This window comes from Mycobacterium sp. E2327, assembly GCF_001672675.1.
Lineage (GTDB): Bacteria > Actinomycetota > Actinomycetes > Mycobacteriales > Mycobacteriaceae > Mycobacterium.
On sequence record NZ_LZKE01000014.1, the window covers coordinates 1 to 18,428 of the forward strand.

Annotated in this window: 19 protein-coding genes; 7 read left to right on the forward strand and 12 right to left on the reverse strand. The window is 70.2% G+C overall.

Annotated elements, in window-relative coordinates; genetic code table 11:
• The 7 genes from A5712_RS01665 to A5712_RS01695 form a co-directional block, all read right to left on the reverse strand.
• A partial coding sequence (locus tag A5712_RS01665) for a dTMP kinase (RefSeq protein WP_068100527.1) occupies positions 1 to 497 on the reverse strand: 497 nt, incomplete at its 3' end.
• Positions 498 to 588: 91 nt separating this feature from the next.
• Entirely contained in the window at positions 589 to 2,061 is a 1,473-nt protein-coding gene (gene ahcY / locus A5712_RS01670) for an adenosylhomocysteinase (protein ID WP_067160971.1), read from the reverse strand.
• A gap of 58 nt (positions 2,062 to 2,119) precedes the next feature.
• Positions 2,120 to 2,758, reverse strand: coding sequence for a TetR family transcriptional regulator (locus A5712_RS01675; protein ID WP_369830344.1), 639 nt, complete (start codon positions 2,756 to 2,758; stop codon positions 2,120 to 2,122).
• 35 nt (positions 2,759 to 2,793) lie between these two features.
• Entirely contained in the window at positions 2,794 to 2,976 is a 183-nt protein-coding gene (gene rubB, locus A5712_RS01680) for a rubredoxin RubB (protein ID WP_068100530.1), read from the reverse strand.
• The gene (locus A5712_RS01685) at positions 2,973 to 3,146 is read right to left on the reverse strand and encodes a rubredoxin (protein WP_068100532.1); all 174 of its coding nucleotides are present in this window, start codon (positions 3,144 to 3,146) and stop codon (positions 2,973 to 2,975) included. The genes rubB and A5712_RS01685 overlap by 4 nt, the downstream gene beginning before the upstream one ends.
• The gene (locus A5712_RS01690; RefSeq protein ID WP_068100533.1) at positions 3,143 to 4,366 is read right to left on the reverse strand and encodes an alkane 1-monooxygenase; all 1,224 of its coding nucleotides are present in this window, start codon (positions 4,364 to 4,366) and stop codon (positions 3,143 to 3,145) included. Before A5712_RS01690 ends, A5712_RS01685 begins: the two co-directional genes overlap by 4 nt.
• 177 nt (positions 4,367 to 4,543) lie before the next feature.
• Complete coding sequence (locus A5712_RS01695; RefSeq protein WP_068100535.1) at positions 4,544 to 6,052, reverse strand: amino acid permease; 1,509 nt, start codon at positions 6,050 to 6,052, stop codon at positions 4,544 to 4,546.
• 108 nt (positions 6,053 to 6,160) lie between these two features.
• Between A5712_RS01695 and A5712_RS01700 the strand changes: the two genes are divergently transcribed.
• Entirely contained in the window at positions 6,161 to 7,525 is a 1,365-nt protein-coding gene (locus tag A5712_RS01700) for an NAD(P)/FAD-dependent oxidoreductase (RefSeq protein ID WP_156766364.1), read from the forward strand.
• On the opposite strand, the gene manA is transcribed toward A5712_RS01700, so the two are convergent.
• The 4 genes from manA to A5712_RS01720 all read right to left on the reverse strand — a co-directional run bounded on the left by manA (position 7,503) and on the right by A5712_RS01720 (position 11,779).
• Positions 7,503 to 8,729, reverse strand: a complete 1,227-nt coding sequence (gene manA / locus A5712_RS01705; protein WP_068100543.1) for a mannose-6-phosphate isomerase, class I — start codon at positions 8,727 to 8,729, stop codon at positions 7,503 to 7,505. The two genes, A5712_RS01700 and manA, sit on opposite strands and share 23 nt — an antisense overlap.
• A gap of 8 nt (positions 8,730 to 8,737) precedes the next feature.
• Positions 8,738 to 9,844, reverse strand: a complete 1,107-nt coding sequence (locus A5712_RS01710) for a TobH protein (RefSeq protein WP_068100545.1) — start codon at positions 9,842 to 9,844, stop codon at positions 8,738 to 8,740.
• A complete protein-coding gene (locus A5712_RS01715) occupies positions 9,841 to 11,226 on the reverse strand; it encodes a phosphomannomutase/phosphoglucomutase (RefSeq protein ID WP_068100548.1) in 1,386 nt (461 codons plus the stop codon). The genes A5712_RS01710 and A5712_RS01715 overlap by 4 nt, the downstream gene beginning before the upstream one ends.
• A 103-nt stretch (positions 11,227 to 11,329) precedes the next feature.
• Positions 11,330 to 11,779 carry a DUF3499 domain-containing protein gene (locus A5712_RS01720; protein WP_193791409.1) on the reverse strand — a complete coding sequence of 150 codons (450 nt, stop codon included), beginning with the start codon at positions 11,777 to 11,779 and terminating at the stop codon, positions 11,330 to 11,332.
• A 174-nt stretch (positions 11,780 to 11,953) separates the two neighbouring features.
• On the opposite strand from A5712_RS01720, the gene A5712_RS01725 reads away from it, so the two are divergent.
• Complete coding sequence (locus A5712_RS01725) at positions 11,954 to 12,376, forward strand: metallopeptidase family protein (protein WP_068100554.1); 423 nt, start codon at positions 11,954 to 11,956, stop codon at positions 12,374 to 12,376.
• 13 nt (positions 12,377 to 12,389) lie between these two features.
• Here the strand turns inward: A5712_RS01725 and A5712_RS01730 are convergent, their stop codons facing one another.
• The gene (locus tag A5712_RS01730) at positions 12,390 to 12,728 is read right to left on the reverse strand and encodes a WhiB family transcriptional regulator (protein WP_068100556.1); all 339 of its coding nucleotides are present in this window, start codon (positions 12,726 to 12,728) and stop codon (positions 12,390 to 12,392) included.
• A 320-nt stretch (positions 12,729 to 13,048) separates the two neighbouring features.
• Here A5712_RS01730 and cofD point away from each other — a divergent pair, with 320 nt between their 5' ends.
• The 5 genes from cofD to A5712_RS01755 form a co-directional block, all read left to right on the forward strand.
• A complete protein-coding gene (cofD, locus tag A5712_RS01735; protein ID WP_068100558.1) occupies positions 13,049 to 14,041 on the forward strand; it encodes a 2-phospho-L-lactate transferase in 993 nt (330 codons plus the stop codon).
• Entirely contained in the window at positions 14,038 to 15,402 is a 1,365-nt protein-coding gene (locus tag A5712_RS01740; RefSeq protein ID WP_068100560.1) for a coenzyme F420-0:L-glutamate ligase, read from the forward strand. The genes cofD and A5712_RS01740 overlap by 4 nt, the downstream gene beginning before the upstream one ends.
• Before the next feature lie 10 nt (positions 15,403 to 15,412).
• On the forward strand, positions 15,413 to 16,987 hold the full coding sequence (locus tag A5712_RS01745) for a class I SAM-dependent methyltransferase (RefSeq protein WP_068100564.1): 1,575 nt from the start codon (positions 15,413 to 15,415) through the stop codon (positions 16,985 to 16,987).
• Entirely contained in the window at positions 16,930 to 17,523 is a 594-nt protein-coding gene (locus tag A5712_RS01750) for an NUDIX hydrolase (protein ID WP_068100566.1), read from the forward strand. The genes A5712_RS01745 and A5712_RS01750 overlap by 58 nt, the downstream gene beginning before the upstream one ends.
• A 135-nt stretch (positions 17,524 to 17,658) precedes the next feature.
• Positions 17,659 to 18,428, forward strand: a 770-nt coding sequence (locus A5712_RS01755) for a PE family protein (RefSeq protein WP_156766363.1), incomplete at its 3' end; no start/stop codon positions are given.

Here is an 18,428-nt window from a genome sequence, read left to right on the forward strand (position 1 = left end):
TCGTAACTGTCCCGCGCGCGGCCCGGCTCGTGCTCGGCCCGGTGCCGGGCCCGCCGCGCGGCGAGTTCGGCGGGCACCGCGAGCAGCACCTGCCAGTCCGGCGTGGGCAGCCCCAACCGCTCGTATTCGAGCCGGTGCACCCACGCGGCCGCCTCCCCGGCCGCGTCCTGGTGCAGGCGCGCCGCGCTGTAGGCCGCGTTGGAGGCGACGTAGCGATCCAGGATCACCACGTCATGGTCGCGGCCCAGCGCCGCGATCTGCCCGATCGCCCCGGCGCGGTCGAGCGCGAACAGCGTGGCCATCGCGTACACCGACGACGCCAGGTCGCCGTGCCCGCCGTGCAACGCTTCGGCCGCGATGTCGGCGGTCACCGACTGCCCGTAACGCGGGAACGCCAGCGTGGCAACCGACTTCCCGGCGGCTTCGAAGGCCTTGCCCAGGCCGTCGGACAGCGTCCGCTTGCCGGAACCGTCGACCCCTTCGATCGCGATCAGCACGGCGCGAGCCTATCCCGGCCCGCGAGCGCCACGCTGGCGTGACGCTCGAGGCCGAACGCCGCGCTGGCGTGACGCTCGGCGATTCAGCGCATCAGTAGCGGTAGTGGTCAGCCTTGTAGGGGCCGTCGACGTCGACGCCGATGTACTCGGCCTGCTCCTTGGTCAGCTTGGTCAGCTGGCCGCCGAGCGCCTCGACGTGGATGCGCGCCACCTTCTCGTCGAGGTGCTTGGGCAGCCGGTACACCTCGTTGTCGTACTCGTCGTTCTTGGTCCACAGCTCGATCTGCGCGATCACCTGGTTCGAGAAGCTGTTGCTCATCACGAACGACGGGTGCCCGGTGGCGTTGCCCAGGTTGAGCAGCCGGCCCTCGGAGAGCAGGATGATCGACTTGCCGCTGTCCGGGAACGTCCACACGTCGACCTGCGGGCGGATGTTCACCTTGGTGGCGCCGGACTTCTCGAGCTGGGCGACCTGGATCTCGTTGTCGAAGTGCCCGATGTTGCCCAGCACGGCGTGGTCCTTCATCGCCTTCATGTGCTCGAGCGTGATGATGTCCTTGTTGCCGGTGGCGGTAATGACGATGTCGGCCTCGCCGATCGCGTCCTCGACCGTCTTGACGTCGTAGCCCTCCATCAGGGCCTGCAGCGCGTTGATCGGGTCGATCTCGGTGACGACGACGCGCGCGCCCTGGCCCTTGACCGAGTCGGCGCAGCCCTTGCCGACGTCGCCGTAGCCACAGATCAGCACCTTCTTGCCGCCGATCAGCACGTCGGTGCCGCGGTTGATGCCGTCGATCAGGGAGTGCCGGCAGCCGTACTTGTTGTCGAACTTGGACTTGGTGACCGAGTCGTTGACGTTGATCGCCGGGAAGGCCAGGTCACCGGCCGCCGCGAACTGGTAGAGCCGCAGCACGCCGGTGGTGGTCTCCTCGGTGACGCCCTTGACCGACTCGGAGATCTTCGTCCATTTGTCCTTGTCGGTCTCGAAGCGGTTGCGCAGCAGCTCCAGGAAGACCTTCCACTCGGTGGGGTCGTCGTCCTCGGCGGGCGGCACCACTCCGGCCTTCTCGTACTGCGCGCCGCGCAGCACCAGCATGGTGGCATCCCCGCCGTCGTCGAGGATCATGTTCGCGGGCTCGTCGGGCCAGGTCAGCATCTGCTCGGCGGCCCACCAGTACTCCTCCAGCGTCTCGCCCTTCCAGGCGAACACCGGGACGCCCTTGGGCTCCTCCGGGGTGCCGTACGGGCCAACGACCACCGCGGCCGCGGCGTGGTCCTGGGTGGAGAAGATGTTGCACGACGCCCAGCGGACCTGCGCGCCGAGCGAGACGAGGGTCTCGATGAGCACCGCGGTCTGCACGGTCATATGCAGCGAGCCCGAAATCCGCGCCCCCTTGAGCGGCTGCACGTCGGCGTACTCGCGACGCAGCGACATCAGGCCCGGCATCTCCTGCTCGGAGAGCTCGATGTCACGGCGGCCGTAATCGGCCAACGACAGGTCGGCGACCTTGAAATCGATGCCATTGCGGACGTCGGCGGTCAGGGAGCTTTCGGTCGTCGTCATAGCGTGGTCTTCCTTCTTCGACGTTTGGGGGGCTCGCTCGAGCCAAGCGGTACTTAGCTTAGGTATGTTCTTCCGCCACTGTAGCCGCGACCCCATGACGCTCCGCGAACGGCGTCATCAGCCGGGCCAGGTCCGCCGCCACGTCTCCCCTGCCTTCGGCGGGAGGTGCCCCCAGATCGGCGCTCGGCGGCATGGACACGTAGCTCAGCGCCAGCCGCACGATGGCGCGGGCGAGCACCCCGGCGTCCTCATCGCTGGTCGCCACCCAGCTCTGGGTCAGCGCGGTGGTCAGCCGCGCCGACGACCGGTTGATGATGGGCCCGCTGTCGGTGGTGATGATCTGCAGCAGGTCGGGCTTGGCGACGCCGGTCAGCAACGAGATCACCAGCGGGTCGGCGGCCGACTCCGCGAAGAAGGAGCGAAAACCCTGGAGGAACGCCTCGTGGATGTTGCCGACGTTGGCGTCGATCGCGGATCCGACCGCGTCGACCAGGCGGTCGGCCAGGCGCAGGGCGTACCCCTGCGCCAGGCCCTGGCGCGAGCCGAACTCGTTGTAGATGGTCTGCCGGCTGATGCCCGCGGCGCGGGCGACGTCCGACAGCGTGATCGCCGACCAGTCCCGGGCCAGCAGCAGGTCGCGCATCGCGTCGAGCACCGAGTCGCGCAACAGGACGCGTGACGCCTCGGCATACGGCATCCGCTTCACAGGCGCGACAGTAGTGGTCGAGGCGCTCACGGTCTGGCCACTTCCACCATTTCGAAGTCGGATTTCGCGGCGCCGCAGTCCGGGCAGCTCCAGTCGTCGGGGATGTCGTCCCAGCGGGTGCCGGGCGCGATGCCGTCCTCCGGCCAGCCCAGCGCCTCGTCGTACTCGAAGCCGCACTGGATGCAGCGGAACAGCTTGTAGTCGCTCATGCCGTCACACCTTCCTTCTCGAAGTCCGCCTTCTCGCGCACCGCGCAATCGGGGCAGCACCAGTCGTCGGGGATGTCGCTGAAGGGCGTGCCCGCGGGAAAGCCTTCCCGCGGAGCGCCTTTGGCTTCGTCATAAAGGTAGCCGCAACCCGGGCAGCGGTAGGCGATCATGCCGCCACCTCGTAGGAGGCGAGCAGCTTTTCGCGCAGCCGGGGCGCGATGTTGACCCGGGTGATGTCGCCGTCGTAGTGCGCCAGGACGCGGTGGTCCATCACCCGCCGCCACAGTGGCGGGAAGTAGGTCAGCGAGATCATCGACGCGTACCCGCTCGGCAGGTTGGGCGAGCCCTCCAGGCTGCGCAGCGTCTGGTAGCGGCGTGTCGGGTTGGCGTGGTGATCGCTGTGCCGCTGCAGGTGATACAGGAAAAGGTTGGTCACCACGTGATCGGAGTTCCAGCTGTGCACCGGGGCGCACCGCTCATAGCGACCGTTGTCGAGCTTCTGCCGCAGCAGCCCGTAGTGCTCGAGGTAGTTGACCGCCTCGAGCAGGCTGAACCCGAAGACCGCCTGGATGATCACGAATCCGATCAGGCCCGGGCCGAAGATCGCGATCAGCGCGCCCCACAGCAGCACCGACATCAGCCACGCGTTGAGCACGTCGTTGGACAGGTAGGTCCGGGGGTCCCACGGGCTCTTGCCGAGTCGGCGCAGCCGCTGCGCCTCCAGCCCCAGCGCCGAGCGCAGGCTGCCGAACACGCTGCGCGGCAAGAACTTCCAGAAGGTCTCGCCGAAGCGCGCCGACGCCGGGTCCTCCGGGGTCGAGACGCGCACGTGGTGGCCGCGGTTGTGCTCGATGTAGAAGTGGCCGTAGCAGGACTGTGCGAGGGTGACCTTGGAAAGCCAGCGTTCCAGGGAGTCCTTCTTGTGCCCCATCTCGTGGGCCGTGTTGATCCCCACCCCGCCGAGGACCCCGACCGATAGCGCCACACCCAGCTTGCCCGCCCAGCCCAAGCCGCCGTCAAAGCCGAGCCAGCCCAGGTTCGACGCGGTGAACAGGTAGGCGCCCAGGACCACGCTGAGGTACTGGAACGGGATGTAGACGTAGGTGCAGTAGCGGTAGTACTTGTCGTTCTCCAGCCGTTCCATCACCTCGTCGGGCGGGTTCTGCCCGTCGGGCCCGAACCGCAGGTCGAGGATCGGCAGCAGCACGTAGAGCAGGATCGGCCCGATCCACAGCGGCACCTGCGCGGCGGCGTGCCAGCCGAGCCGGTTGAGCGCCCAGACGATCGGCAGCATCACGAACAGCGCCGTCGGGGCGATCAGCCCCATCAGCCACAGGTGGCGCTTCTTGTCCCGCCAGACCGGCGCTTCCTCGGGCCGCAGTGTGGTCATATGCCAAACCTCCTCGAAGTCATGGACCGTCGCCGAGCCTGTAAATCTGCAGACAAAGTGCTAGTGAAGACCTGCGGAATTACAGGCTCGGCGAACCGGGTCGCATCTCGATTTGGACAATACGGCAGTTTGCGTCTTGTGTCTAGACACAGAGCGCCAATTTGTAAACCAGGGGGTTCAGCCGGCCGGGCGCGCCTCCGCCGGGGCCACCGAGGCGAGCTCCCCGGATTGCCGGCGCCCCTGAACGGAGTGCCGGTACCCGTAGCCGGCATAGATCGCGGTGCCCACCACCAGCCAGACACCGAACCGCACCCAGGTCAGGGCGCTGAGGTTCAGCATCAGCCACGCGCAGGCGGCGATCGACGCGATGGGCAGCAGCGGCACCCACGGCGCCCGGAAGCCCCGCTCCAGGTCGGGACGGGTGCGGCGCAGGACCATGACGCCCGCCGACACCAGGACGAACGCGAACAGCGTGCCGACGTTGACCATCTCCTCGAGCTTGGCGATCGGGAACACGGAGGCCGTCGCCGCGATCACGACGGCGACCAGCACGGTGATCCGGACCGGGGTCCCGCGCGCGCCGGTCTTGGCCAGCGACCGCGGCAGCAGCCCGTCGCGCGCCATCGCGAACAACACCCGGCACTGCCCCAGCACCAGCACCATCACCACCGTGGTCAACCCGGCCAGCGCCCCGACGGCGATGATCTTGCTGGCCCAGTCGATCCCGTTGGCCGCGAAGGCCGTGGCAAGGTTGGCCGGCTTGTGGCCGGGCGCGGTCTTGAGCTGGGTGTAGGAGACCATGCCGGACAGCACGACCGAGACCGCGACATACAGGACGGTCACGATCGCCAGCGACACCAGGATGCCCCTGGGCACGTCGCGCTGCGGCTTCTTGGTCTCCTCGGCCATGGTGGCCACGATGTCGAACCCGATGAACGCGAAGAACACGATCGAGGCCCCCGCCAGTACGCCGTAGAGACCGTAGTGGCTGCTGTGCGCGCCAGTCAGCAGCGACAGCACGGACTGGTTGATGCCCGACGAGTCGTGCCCGGCCTCCGGCTTCGGGATGAACGGCGAGTAGTTGGAGCGCTTGATGTAGAAGACCCCGACCAGCACGACGAAAATCACCACCGACACCTTGATGCCGGTGATCACGGCGGAGAATCGGGACGACAGCTTGGTGCCCAGGCCGACCAGGGTCGCCACCACCGCGACGATCAGGAGCGCACCCCAGTCGAGGTTGACCGATCCGAGTTGCACTGTGCCACCGGCGAATCCGAACACGTTCCCCAGGTAGCTCGACCAGCCCTTGGACACCACGGCGGCCCCGATCGCCAACTCCAGCACCAGGTTCCAGCCGATGATCCAGGCCAGGAACTCACCGAAGGTGGCATAGGAGAACGTGTAGGCGCTGCCCGCCACCGGCAGGGTCGAGGCGAATTCGGCGTAGCACAGGGCCGCCAGCGCGCAGGTGACCGCGGCGATCACGAACGAGATCCAGATGGCCGGTCCGGTGATGTCGCCGGTGGTCGAGGCGGTGACCGTGAAGATGCCGGCGCCGATCACCACCGCGACGCCGAACACGACCAGGTCCCACCAGGTCAACTCCCTGCGCAGCCGGGTCTCCGGCTCGTCGGTGTCGGCGATCGATTGCTCGACCGACTTCGTGCGCCATCGATTTGCCATTCGTCCGCCTCCGGGACCCGTTGGGACCCGTTGGGTCCCGTTGGACCGCACAGTACTGGGTAGTCTGCGGGCATAGCGGAAAGCGGGGGAGACATGCGGGACCATGCCGTGGTCATCGGGGGAAGCATCGCCGGGCTGTGCGCCGCGCGGGTGCTGTCGGACTTCTATACGCGGGTCAGCGTGTACGAGCGCGACGAGTTGCCGAGCGCGCCGGCGAACCGCGCGACGGTCCCCCAGGACCGGCACCTGCACATGCTGATGGCCCGCGGCGCGGCGGAGTTCGAGGATCTGTTCCCCGGCCTGCTCGACGACATGGTCGACGCGGGCGTGCCGATCCTGGAGAACCGGCCGGACTGCATTCACCTGGGCGCCGCGGGCCACGTCCTGGGAACGGGGCACACGCTGCGCGACGAGTTCACCGCCTACGTGCCCAGCCGCCCGCACCTGGAGTGGCAGGTGCGCCGGCGCGTCCAGGACATCGAGAACGTCGAGATCATCCGCCGCTCGGTGGCCGAGCCGCGGTTCGACCCCGCGCGCCAGCGCGTGACCGGCGTGTTGCTCGACCCGCAGGGGGACGCGGAGCCGGAGTTCGTGGCGGCCGATCTCGTCGTCGACGCCGCCGGCCGGGGCACCCGCCTGCCGGTGTGGTTGGAGCAGTGGGGATTCGAGCGCCCGGTCGAGGCCACCATCGACATCGGCATCAACTACGCCACCCAGCAGTTCCGCATGCCGGAGGGCCTGATCGCCGAGAAGGTGGTGGTGGCCGGGGCGTCCCACGACGAGTCGCTGGGGCTGGGCATGCTGCACTACGAGGACCGGGTCTGGGTGCTCACCACGTTCGGGGTGGCGGGTGCCAAGCCGCCCGCGACATTCCCGGAGATGCTGGCGCTGGCCGGCAAGCTGCTGCCCGCGCACTTCAATTCCGCTCTGGCGCAGGCCGAACCCGTCGGCGAGCCGGCGTATCACGCGTTCCCGGCCAGCCGGTGGCGCCGCTACCACAGGCTGGACCGCTTCCCGGCCGGCATCGTCCCGCTCGGTGACGCCGTCGCGAGCTTCAACCCGACCTTCGGGCAGGGCATGACGATGACGGTGTTGCAGGCCGGTCATCTGCGCCGGGCGCTGCAATCGAATGACCTTGCGCGAGAACTGAATCGGGCCACCGCCCGGACGACCTACCCGGTATGGATGATGAACGCGATCGGCGACATCACCTTCCACCACGCCCGGCCCAAGGGGCGGACGCCGTGGTGGTGGCGGCCGTCCGGCGCGCTGTTCGACCAGTTCCTCGGGGCGGCCGAGACGGATCCCGTTCTGGCCGAATGGTTTTTGCGCCGGTTCTCGCTGCTGGACAGCCTGTACATGGTCCCGCCGCCGCGGATCGTGGGCCGCGCCATGGCGCACAACATGCGGCTGTGGCTGCGCGAGCGCCGGGAAGCCCGGCAGCGCCCGCTCACAGCCCTACGGTCGCCCTGAACAGTTTGGAGGGCTCCCGCGCGACGAGGCGAATCGGTCCGTCGTCGGCCGCCACCCAGGCCGCCATTCCGCGCTCCAGCGTGAGCGATCCGGACTTGGCGTGCACCGTCGTACAGCCCTGGGTGCTCAACAGGATCTGCGGGCCCTCGTGGGCGCAGCCCGCGTCGACCTCGTGGCCGAGGTACTCGCCGTCGAGTGCCAGCAGCGCGACGGCGAACTCGTCGGTCGGCGTCTGGTAGATCTGGCCGAACCCCTCGCGGCGGATGGGCGGGCGCAGCTGCGCCTCGGTGGTGGGCGTGAAGTCCAGCACCCGCAGCAGCTCGGGCACGTCGACGTGCTTGGGGGTGAGCCCGCCGCGTAACACGTTGTCGGAGTTGGCCATCACCTCGACGGCGAAGCCGCGCAGATAGGTGTGCAGGTTGCCGGCAGACACGAAGATGGCCTCTCCGGGCGCCAGGGTGATGCGGTTGAGCAACAACGCCGCCAGCACACCGGCGTCACCGGGATAGCGTTCCCCCAGCTCCAGCACCGTCTTGGCCTCGGCCGCGAATTCCGTTGCCCCGGAACTGACGTACTGGATCGCGCCGTCCAGCACGGCGGGCACCAGCACGTCGATGTCGGGCTGCGGAGCGGTGATCCAGGTGGTGAACAGCGCGCGCAGGCCGTCGGCGTCGGACTGGTCGTTCAGCAGGTCGATGTAGGGGTCGAGGTCGGAGACGTTCAGCGCGCGGAGCAGCTCGACGGTCCGCGACGCCTGGCGAAACCCGGCCAGCGCCTCGAACGACTGCAGCGCTACCAACAACTCCGGTTTGTGGGAGGTGTCGCGATAGTTGCGGACCGGCGAATTGACCGGGATGCCCAGGCGCTCCTCGCGCAGGTACCCCTCGACCGCCTGCTCGGTGCTCGGGTGGGCCTGCAGCGACAGCGGCTCGTCGGCGGCGAGCACCTTGACCAAAAACGGCAACACGTCCCCGAACCGGGCGCGCGAACCCGGGCCGAGCTGTCCCTCCGGGTCGGCGACGACGGCCTCCAGCAACGACACCTCGCCCTTGTTGGTCTCCAGCCAGGCCGGGTCGCCGGGGTGCGCCCCGAACCACAGCTCGGCCTCCGGATGAGCCGCCGGAACCGCCCGTCCGGTGAATTCCGCCAGGGCGGTGCGCGATCCCCAGGCGTACGTCCTCAAGGCCCCGCGAAGCAGTTCCACTTGTCTATTTATCCCCGCACCAGTCGCATGTAAACCGCGGCCATCTCCAGCCGAACGGCCAATACTGCCAGTTGCTGCTCGGCGCTGACGGCGCCCCCCAACGCCGGCGCAACAGTGGAACCGGCCGAGCCACCGGGCCCGTCCGGCACGTCCTCGGCCGCCAGCAAGTACACGTTTTCCAGGCCGGCGGTCCGCGCGGCCACCACCGTCTGCTCGTCGCGCAGCGTCAGGGCCAGCACCCGGAGCCGGTCGGGCCGGGGCCCGTCGATCTCCTCGTCGTGAAACAGGTCCTCGACCGAGGACGCGGCGCCCCCGGAGCCATCAGTCGCCGTCCGCAGCGCCACCACCGCGTCGGCCAACCCGGTGGCGGCGACGACCTCGTGGGCGAGCCGCAGCAGCACCGAACTGCCGTGCCGGGCCAGCGCCAGCGTCGCGGCGCAGTCGCCGGCCAGCGCCGCCCGGCGACCGACCAGCCGCTCGGCGATGTGCTTGGCCGGGTTGGTGAACAGCTCGCGGCCGGCGCTGTTGCGCAGGGCCTCGGCGTCCAACGCGTCGGCCAGCGGCCCCAGCTCGACACCGGGTCGCGGGTCGACGGCTTGCAGCACGGCCAGTCCGGCGGCCAGGTACCGGCACAGGCCGAACTCGGCGGGTACCCGGACCCGCGGCTCGAGCACCGCGGCCCGCCCCGCCGTCGAGTCGCGCAGCGGACCCTCGTACGGCGCCGCGACGACGACGCGCGAGCCCCGGCGCACCCCGGTCGCGGCGGCGCTCACCAGCGCGGGATCGCCGGGGTCGTCGCCGGCGACGATCAGCACGTCGAGCGGGCCGACCCACGGCGGCGCCTCGCCGACGACCGTGATCGGCTGGGAGGCCGCCCCGCCCAGCGTCGCGGCCAGCAGCGCCCCGGCCGTCTCGGCGGTCCCGCGGCCGGCCACCCAGATCACGCTGCGCGCGCGGTCGTCGGTCCGCAGCGCGTCCAGCGCGCCCTCGTCGGCCGCGGCGCCGATCGCGCGCACCTGCGCGCCGGCCGACGAGGCCGCCCGTAGCAGGCCCTGCCGGTCGGCTTCCAGCAGGCCGTCGGTGTCTTCCAGGTCGATCGCCCGGGTGGTGCTCACGGGGCGGCCTCTTGGGCCGCGATCTGGGTGCTGATCGCGGCGACCAGCGCGTCGACGTCGTCGGCGGTGCGGCCCTCCACGTTGAGCCGCAACAGCGGCTCGGTGTTGGAGCTGCGCAGGTTGAACCAGCTGCCGTCGCCCAAATCGACCGTCACCCCGTCCAGATGATCGATGGACTGAATCCGGGTGCCGAACGACTTCAGCACCGCGTCCACACAATACGACGCGTCGGCGACCTTGAAGTTGATCTCGCCGGACGATTCGTAGCGCTGGTAGTCGGCGGTCAGCTCCGAGAGCGGCCGGTCCTGTTCGCCGAGGGCGGCCAGCACGTAGAGCGCCGCCAGCATCCCGGAGTCGGCACCCCAGAAGTCGCGGAAGTAGTAGTGCGCGGAGTGCTCACCGCCGAAGATCGCGCCGGTGTCGGCCATCAGCGCCTTGATATAGGAGTGGCCGACGCGCGAGCGCAGCGGTGTGCCGCCGCGTTCGGTGACCAGTTCGGGCACCGCGCGGGAGGTGATCACGTTGTGGATGATCGTGGCGCCGATCTCGCGGCCCAGCTCGCGCGCGGCCACCAGGCTGGTCACCGTCGACGGCGCAACCACGTGGCCGCGTTCGTCGACCACGAAGCACCGGTCGGCGTCGCCGTCGAAGGCGAGCCCGATATCGGCTCCGCTGTCGCGCACGAACTTCTGCAGGTCCACCAGGTTGGCGGGGTCCAGCGGGTTGGCCTCGTGATTGGGGAACGAGCCGTCGAGTTCGAAGTACAACGGCAACACGGTGATCGAGTCGACGGGGCCGAGCACCGCCGGGGCGGTGTGGCCGGCCATGCCGTTACCGGCGTCCACGGCCACCCGCAGCGGGCGCAGCCCGGAGGTGTTCACCAGCGAACGCAGGAACGTCCCGTAGTCGGCGAGCACGTCCTGATCGGTGGCGGTGCCGGCCGGCCCGTCGTACGACGGGACGCCGGCGATCAGTTCGTCGCTGATGACGGCCAGCCCGGTCTCGGCGCCCACCGGTTTGGCGCCGGCCCGGCACAGCTTGACGCCGTTATAGGCCGCCGGGTTGTGGCTCGCGGTGAACATCGCGCCCGGGCAGTCGAGCAGCCCCGAGGCGAAATAGAGCTGGTCGGTGGACGCCAGGCCGATCCGCACCACGTCCAAGCCCTGGCTTTGCACCCCGCCCGCGAACGCGGCGGCCAGCGCCGGCGAACTGTCCCGCATGTCGTGGCCGATCGCCACCCGCGTGGCACCCTCGCCGCGCATCAGCCTGGCGAACGCCGCGCCCAGGTCGGTGACGAGCGACTCGTCGAGTTCCTCGCCGACCAGCCCGCGCACGTCGTACGCCTTGACGACACGGTGAACGGTCGCGGCGGACCGGGACATGCGAGACTCCTGACGCTCCTGACTGTGGACTCTTGGCGCCAGCCTATCGGCCCGAGGAAAGGCTGTGGCGCGTTAGACCTGGGTGGACCGGCCTAGTCCCGGCTTAGTCCGAGGGGTCGGGCAACACCCGCAGATGCCCGCGGCGCCGACCGGAACGATGCTCGGGAGGCGCGAGCAGCCCGCTGCTCGGCGCGGTGGCATGGGCCCCGGCGTGCTGGATGTGCGGATCGGCAAACCCGTTGACCGGCGTGGCCCCGTAGGGCACGGCCGCGTCGCCCGGGCGGCCCTCACGCACCGCGTCGGCCAGGGCGACCAGGTCGTCCTCGTCGGGGTGGACGGGCTCGGCAAGCAGCGGTCCGGCATGGCGCACCAGCTCCCAACCGCGGGGCGCGGTGATCCGGCCGGCGTGGCCGACGCACAGGTCCCAGGAGTGCGGTTCCCGCGCGGTGGCCAACGGGCCCACCACTGCCGTCGAATCCGAGTAGACGAACGTCAAGGTCGCCACGGCATAGTGCGGACACCCGGGCCGGCAACAGCGACGGGGAACGTTCACGACCGAAAGGCTATCGTGCGCAAACGCCACGGAAGCGCCGGACACGCGCATCCGCCGGACCCGCGATTCCCAACCGTTACCATCGGCCCGATGAGTGATTCCCGCGGCTCCCCGCAAAGCGATCGGTCGCGGCGTCGTTCGGCTTCCTACCGTGCGACGCGCCGGGGCCGCGACATGCGCGGCCCGTTGCTGCCGCCGACGGTGCCGGGGTGGCGCAGCCGGGCCGAGCGGTTCGACATGGCGGTGCTGGAGGCCTACGAACCGATCGAGCGACGCTGGCAAGAGCGGGTGTCGGAGCTCGACGTGGCGGTCGACGAAATCCCGCGCATCGCCGCCAAGGACCCCGACAGCGTGCAGTGGCCGCCCGAGGTGATCGCCGACGGGCCGATCGCGCTCGCCCGCCTGATTCCGGCCGGCGTCGACGTCCGCGGTAATTCCACGCGGGCACGAATTGTCTTGTTCCGCAAGCCGATTGAGAGACGTGCCAAGGACACGGAAGAGCTTGGCGAGTTGCTGCACGAAATCCTGGTGGCCCAGGTCGCCATCTACCTGGACGTCGAGCCCTCGGTCATCGACCCCACGATCGACGACGAATGAGGTTGCGCGGGGGTCAGATGATGCCGCGCTTGAGGCGGCGGCGCTCGCGCTCCGAGAGGCCGCCCCAGATGCCGAAGCGCTCGTCATGGGCCAGGGCGTACTCGAGGCACTCGTGGCGCACCTCGCAGCCGAGGCAGATCTTCTTGGCCTCGCGGGTCGAGCCGCCCTTCTCCGGGAAGAAGGCCTCGGGATCGGTCTGCGCGCATAGCGCGCGGTCCTGCCACTGATCCGGCGTCGGCAGCGGCTCGGGCTCGGGCTCGAAAGCGACTGGGGCATCGGGAACCACAGTCAGATGCGGGCGGACGGATGCCGCCGGCAACGAGCCGATGGTGTTGTGCGGTGTGCTTGTCATGACGCCCCGAAGGTGCTCATAAGACATGCTTCGTCCGCCTCCTCAGGTTTGATTTGAGAGAGTGAGTGAGTTCCCACTGTTCTGATGTACAGACAATTCGAACATGTGATCGAATCTCGGTCTGCGACACCGGAATCGGCCGGCCAACCGGGAAATGACACTGATGTGATTAGACACTTGTTAACCTGCCCGGTCAAGCGTAATGGCGAATTTCCATATTATCTCGTGACCAAATTCCGGCGTTTCCGTTGTCTTGCGCGTTTCGGCGTGTCGATCACAGTCCCGACACGGGCAGTACTGTCGAGCCCTGTGAAGGTCAAGTGAAGGTCACCGTTCTGGTCGGTGGGGTTGGCGGCGCCCGGTTCCTGCTGGGTGTTCAACAGCTGCTCGGGCTGGGTCAGTTTTCGCAACAGGGCCAAGACGCCGGCGAACACGAACTGACCGCGGTCGTCAACATCGGCGACGATGCGTGGATCCACGGGGTGCGCGTCTGTCCGGATTTGGACACCTGCATGTACACCTTAGGTGGAGGTGTCGACCCGGAGCGAGGGTGGGGTCATCGCGACGAAACCTGGCACGCCAAAGAGGAATTGGCGCGCTACGGCGTGCAGCCGGACTGGTTCGGACTCGGCGACCGCGACCTGGGCACCCATCTGGTGCGCACCCAGATGCTGAACGCGGGCTATCCGCTGTCGCAGATCACCACCGCGCTGTGCGACCGCTGGCAACCGGGCGCGCGGTTGCTGCCGGCGAGCGACGACCGCTGCGAGACGCACGTGGTCATCACCGATCCAGCCGACGACAGCCGCCGCGCCATTCACTTCCAGGAGTGGTGGGTGCGGTATCGGGCCCAGGTGCCCACGCACAGCTTCGCGTTCGTCGGCGCCGAAAAGGCCAGCGCGACAGCGGAAGCGGTGGCGGCCATCGGCGAAGCCGACGTGATCCTGCTGGCGCCGTCCAACCCGGTGGTGAGCGTCGGCGCCATCCTGGCGGTCCCCGGCATTCGCGGGGCGCTGCGCGCGGCCGAGGCCCCCGTCGTCGGCTACTCCCCGATCATCGGCGGAAAGCCGTTGCGCGGCATGGCCGATGCGTGTCTCTCGGTGATCGGGGTCGAATCCACCGCGGAGGCGGTCGGCCGGCATTTCGGGGCGCGGCGGGCCACCGGGATCCTGGATTGCTGGCTGATCCACGAGGGCGACGAGGCCGACATCTCCGGCGTGGCGGTGCGCGCGGTGCCGCTCATCATGCGCGACCCCAAGGCGACGGCCGAGATGGTCGCCGCGGGGCTGGAGCTCGCGGGCGTGACGGCGTGACCGACCCCGTGACCGAGCACGGCACCGGCTCGGCGATCGAGATCATTCCGGTCACCGGGCTCCCCGAGTTCCGGCCCGGCGACGACCTCGCCGCCGCCGTCGCCGCGGCCGCCCCTTGGCTGCGCGACGGCGACGTCGTGGTGGTGACCAGCAAGGTGGTGTCGAAGTGCGAGGGCCGCCTGGTTCCGGCTCCGCGGGACGCCGCGGAGCGCGACCGGCTGCGCCGCAAGCTGGTCGACGACGAGGCGGTGCGCGTGCTGGCGCGCAAGGGCCAGACGCTGATCACCGAGAACCGGCTTGGCCTGGTCCAGGCGGCCGCCGGGGTGGACGGCTCCAACGTCGACCACGACGAGCTGGCGTTGCTGCCGGTCGACCCCGACGCCAGCGCCGCGGCGCTGCGCGCCGCCCTGCGCGAGCGGCTCGGCGTCGGCGTGGCCGTGGTGATCACCGACACGATGGGCCGCGCCTGGCGCAACGGCCAGACCGACGCGGCCATCGGCGCGGCGGGTCTTCGTGTGCTGCACAGCTATTCGGGGGCCGTCGACCGGCACGGCAACGAGCTGCTCGTCACCGAGATCGCGATCGCCGACGAGGTCGCCGCCGCCGCGGATCTGGTCAAGGGCAAGCTGACCGCGATGCCGGTGGCCGTGGTGCGCGGGCTGCCCGTGGCCGACGACGGCTCGACCGCGCGGCAGCTGCTGCGGCCCGGCGCGGAGGACCTGTTCTGGCTCGGCACCGCCGAAGCCCTCGACATGGGCCGCCGCGAGGCCCAGCTGCTGCGGCGGTCGGTGCGCCGGTTCAGCGCCGAGCCGGTGCCACCCGAGCTGATCGAGGCCGCCGTCGCCGAGGCGCTCACCGCGCCGGCCCCCCACCACACCCGGCCCGTCCGGTTCGTGTGGCTGCGCACCCCGGGCACCCGGACCCGGCTGCTGGACCGCATGAAGGACAAGTGGCGCGCGGACCTGGCCGGCGACGGCCGGCCCGCCGACTCGGTCGAGCGGCGGGTGGCGCGCGGCCAGATCCTCTACGACGCGCCGGAGGTCGTCATCCCGTTTCTGGTCCCCGAGGGCGCCCACGACTATCCCGACGCCGCGCGCACCGCCGCCGAACGCACCATGTTCACCGTCGCGGTCGGGGCGGCCGTGCAGGCTCTGCTGGTCGCACTGGCGGTGCGGGGGGTGGGCAGCTGCTGGATCGGGTCGACGATCTTCGCCGCCGACCTGGTCCGCGCCGAGCTGGAGCTCCCGGCCGACTGGGAGCCGTTGGGCGCCATCGCGATCGGCTACGCCGCCGAGGCCGCCGGGGTGCCGCCCGGGCCGCGCGCCGCGCCGGACCCCGGGGATTTGCTACTGCGCAAGTAATACTGGGCCCATGCATTTCGCGGGCAAGCCGGCGGCGTCGGCCGACAAGGTCCGCGGCGGCTACTACACACCCGCCCCCGTCGCGCGGTTCCTGGCCCGCTGGGTCCGCGAGGCCGGCCCGCGGATCGTCGAACCGTCCTGCGGCGACGGCGCGATCCTGCGCGAGCTGGCCAGCCTCGGCGGTCGGGTGCGCGGGGTGGAGCTCATCGCTGACGAGGCGGCCAAGGCGCGGCGATTCGGCCCCGTGGACGCCGAGAGCCTGTTCACCTGGCTGGCCGGCGTTGAGGCCGGCGGGTGGGACGGCGTCGCCGGCAATCCGCCCTACATCCGCTTCGGCAACTGGGCATCCGACGAGCGCGATCCGGCGCTGGAGCTGATGCGCCGCGAGGGGCTGCGGCCCAGCCGGCTGACCAACGCCTGGGTCCCGTTCGTCGTAGCCGGCACGGTCCTGGTGCGCGACGGCGGACGGGTGGGCCTGGTGCTGCCCGCCGAGCTGCTGCAGGTCGGCTACGCCGCGCAGCTGCGCGAGTTTCTGCTCGGCCGGTTTTCCGAGATCACGTTGGTGACGTTCGAGCGGTTGGTGTTCGACGGCGTCCTGCAGGAGGTCGTCTTGTTCTGCGGCGTGGCCGGGCCGGGCCCGGCGCGCATGCGCACGGTCCACCTCGCCGACGCCGCCGAGCTGGCCCACGCCGATCTCGAAACCGACTGGGCGCCCGCGCTGCTGCACGAAAACGAGAAGTGGACCAAGTACTTCCTGGACCCCGCCGCGATCGAGCTGCTGCGCGCGCTCAAGGCGTCGCCGACCATGACCCGGCTCGGGTCGCTCGCCGACGTGGACGTCGGGATCGTGACGGGCCGCAACAGCTTCTTCACCTTCACCGACGAGCGGGCCCGCGAACTGGCGCTGACGCCGCAGTGCGTCCCGCTCGTCTCGCGCAGCGCGCAGTTGACCGGGCTGATATACGACAGTGACTGCCGCGCAAGCGATCTCGCCGCCGGACACCGGACCTGGCTGCTCGACGCGCCGCCCGAGCCGGCCGACGCCGCCCTGCTCGCGCACGTGCGGGCCGGCGAGGCCGCGGGCGTGCACCGCGGCTACAAGTGCTCGATCCGCACCCCGTGGTGGATCACCCCGTCGCTGTGGATGCCCGACCTGTTCCTGCTGCGCCAGATTCACCGGGCGCCGCGGCTGACCGTCAACACCGTCGCAGCGACGAGCACCGACACCGTGCACCGGGTCCGGCTCGCGCCCGGTGTCGACGCGGGCTCGCTGGCCGCGGTGTTTCACAACAGCGTGACGTTCGCGTTCGCCGAGATCGTGGGCCGCAGCTACGGTGGGGGCATCTTGGAGCTGGAACCGAGGGAAGCCGAGCAGCTGCCCATTCCCCCACCTGCGTATGCCGGAGCCGACCTCGCCTGCGACGTCGACCTGTTGTTGAAGGCGGGCGAGGTCGACAAGGCGCTCGACGTCGTCGACCGCCACGTGCTGATCGACGGGCTCGGCCTGTCCCCCGGCGTGGTGACGCAATGCCGCGCGGCCTGGGCCTCGCTGCGGGATCGCCGAACCGGGCGGGGCTCCCGTTGAGCCTTCGCGAGTCGGCGATCTCGCTCCTCGGCGACTGGCGCGCCCCCGACCCCGCACAGGACTCGCTGCGGCACGCGGTGCTGGCCTTCGTGCACGGCCGCCCCGACGCCTGCCGCCGGGAGTGCGCGGCGGGCCACGTCACGGCGTCGGCGCTGGTGCTCGACCACACCGGCGCGCAGGTGCTGCTGACCCTGCACCCGCGGTTGGGCCGCTGGGTACAACTGGGCGGGCACTGCGACGAGGACGACCCCGACGTCGTCGCCGCCGCGCTGCGCGAGGCCACCGAGGAATCCGGGATCGACGGCCTGCGCATCGAGCCCGAGCTGGCCGCCGTGCACGTGCACCCGGTCACCTGCTCGCTGGGCGTGCCGACCCGCCACCTCGACCTGCAATTCGTCGCCCACGCGCCGGCCGCCGCGCAGATCGCGATCAGTGACGAGTCCGACGATCTGCGGTGGTGGCCCGCCGACGCCCTGCCGGACGGCACCGATCACGCGCTGGCGTACCTCGTCGCCCGCGCCACGCGGCGCACCTAGCGCCGCGTGCCGAAAATGCGTAGTTTCAGTAGTCGCTCATCGACCCACCCAGAAATTGCAGTAGTCCGCTCCCGGGAAGACTGTGTGCTCGGCCGCCTGACAATCAGCGTTCAACGCTCTGATGGAGGGACAGCAATGTCGTACCTAATCGCGGCTCCAGAATTTTTGACGTCCGCGGCGTCGGACGTGGCGGGCATCGGCTCGACGCTGAATGCGGCCACCGCATCGGCGACGGCCCCGACCACCCAGGTGCTGGCCGCCGCCGAGGACGAGGTGTCAGCGGCAATCGCGTCGCTGTTCTCCGGCCACGCGCAGGCCTTTCAGGCAGCCAGCGCGCAGGCGGCAGCGTTCCACCAGCAGTTCGTGCAGGCGTTGAATGCCGCCGGGAGCGCATATCTGGCCACCGAGGCCGCGAACGCCTCGCCGTTGCAGACGGCGTGGAGCGACGTCAAGGCCGTGATCAATACGCCCACCAACTTGCTGTTGGGGACGCCGTTGATCGGCAACGGCATCAATGGTGCGCCGGGGACCGGGCAGCCCGGCGGGCCGGGCGGATTGTTGTGGGGCAACGGCGGTAACGGCGGCTCGGGTGGGCCCGGGCAGGCCGGGGGGCGCGGCGGTCACGCGTGGTTCTTCGGCAATGGCGGCCAGGGGGGCGCCGGCGGCACCGGCGTCACCGGCACCACGGGCTCTGCAATCGCGGCCACCAACGGCGGCATCGGCGGCAGCGGCGGGGCAGGCGGCGCTGGCGGCAACGGCGGGATCTTCTCCGGCACCGGCGGTGCAGGTGGAGCAGGCGGAACCGGCGGAGTCGGCGGGACCGGCGGGGCCGGTGTCGCCGGCGCCCTGAACGGCACCAACGGCGGTACGGGCGGCAACGGCGGGGCCGGCGGGTCCGGCGGTCA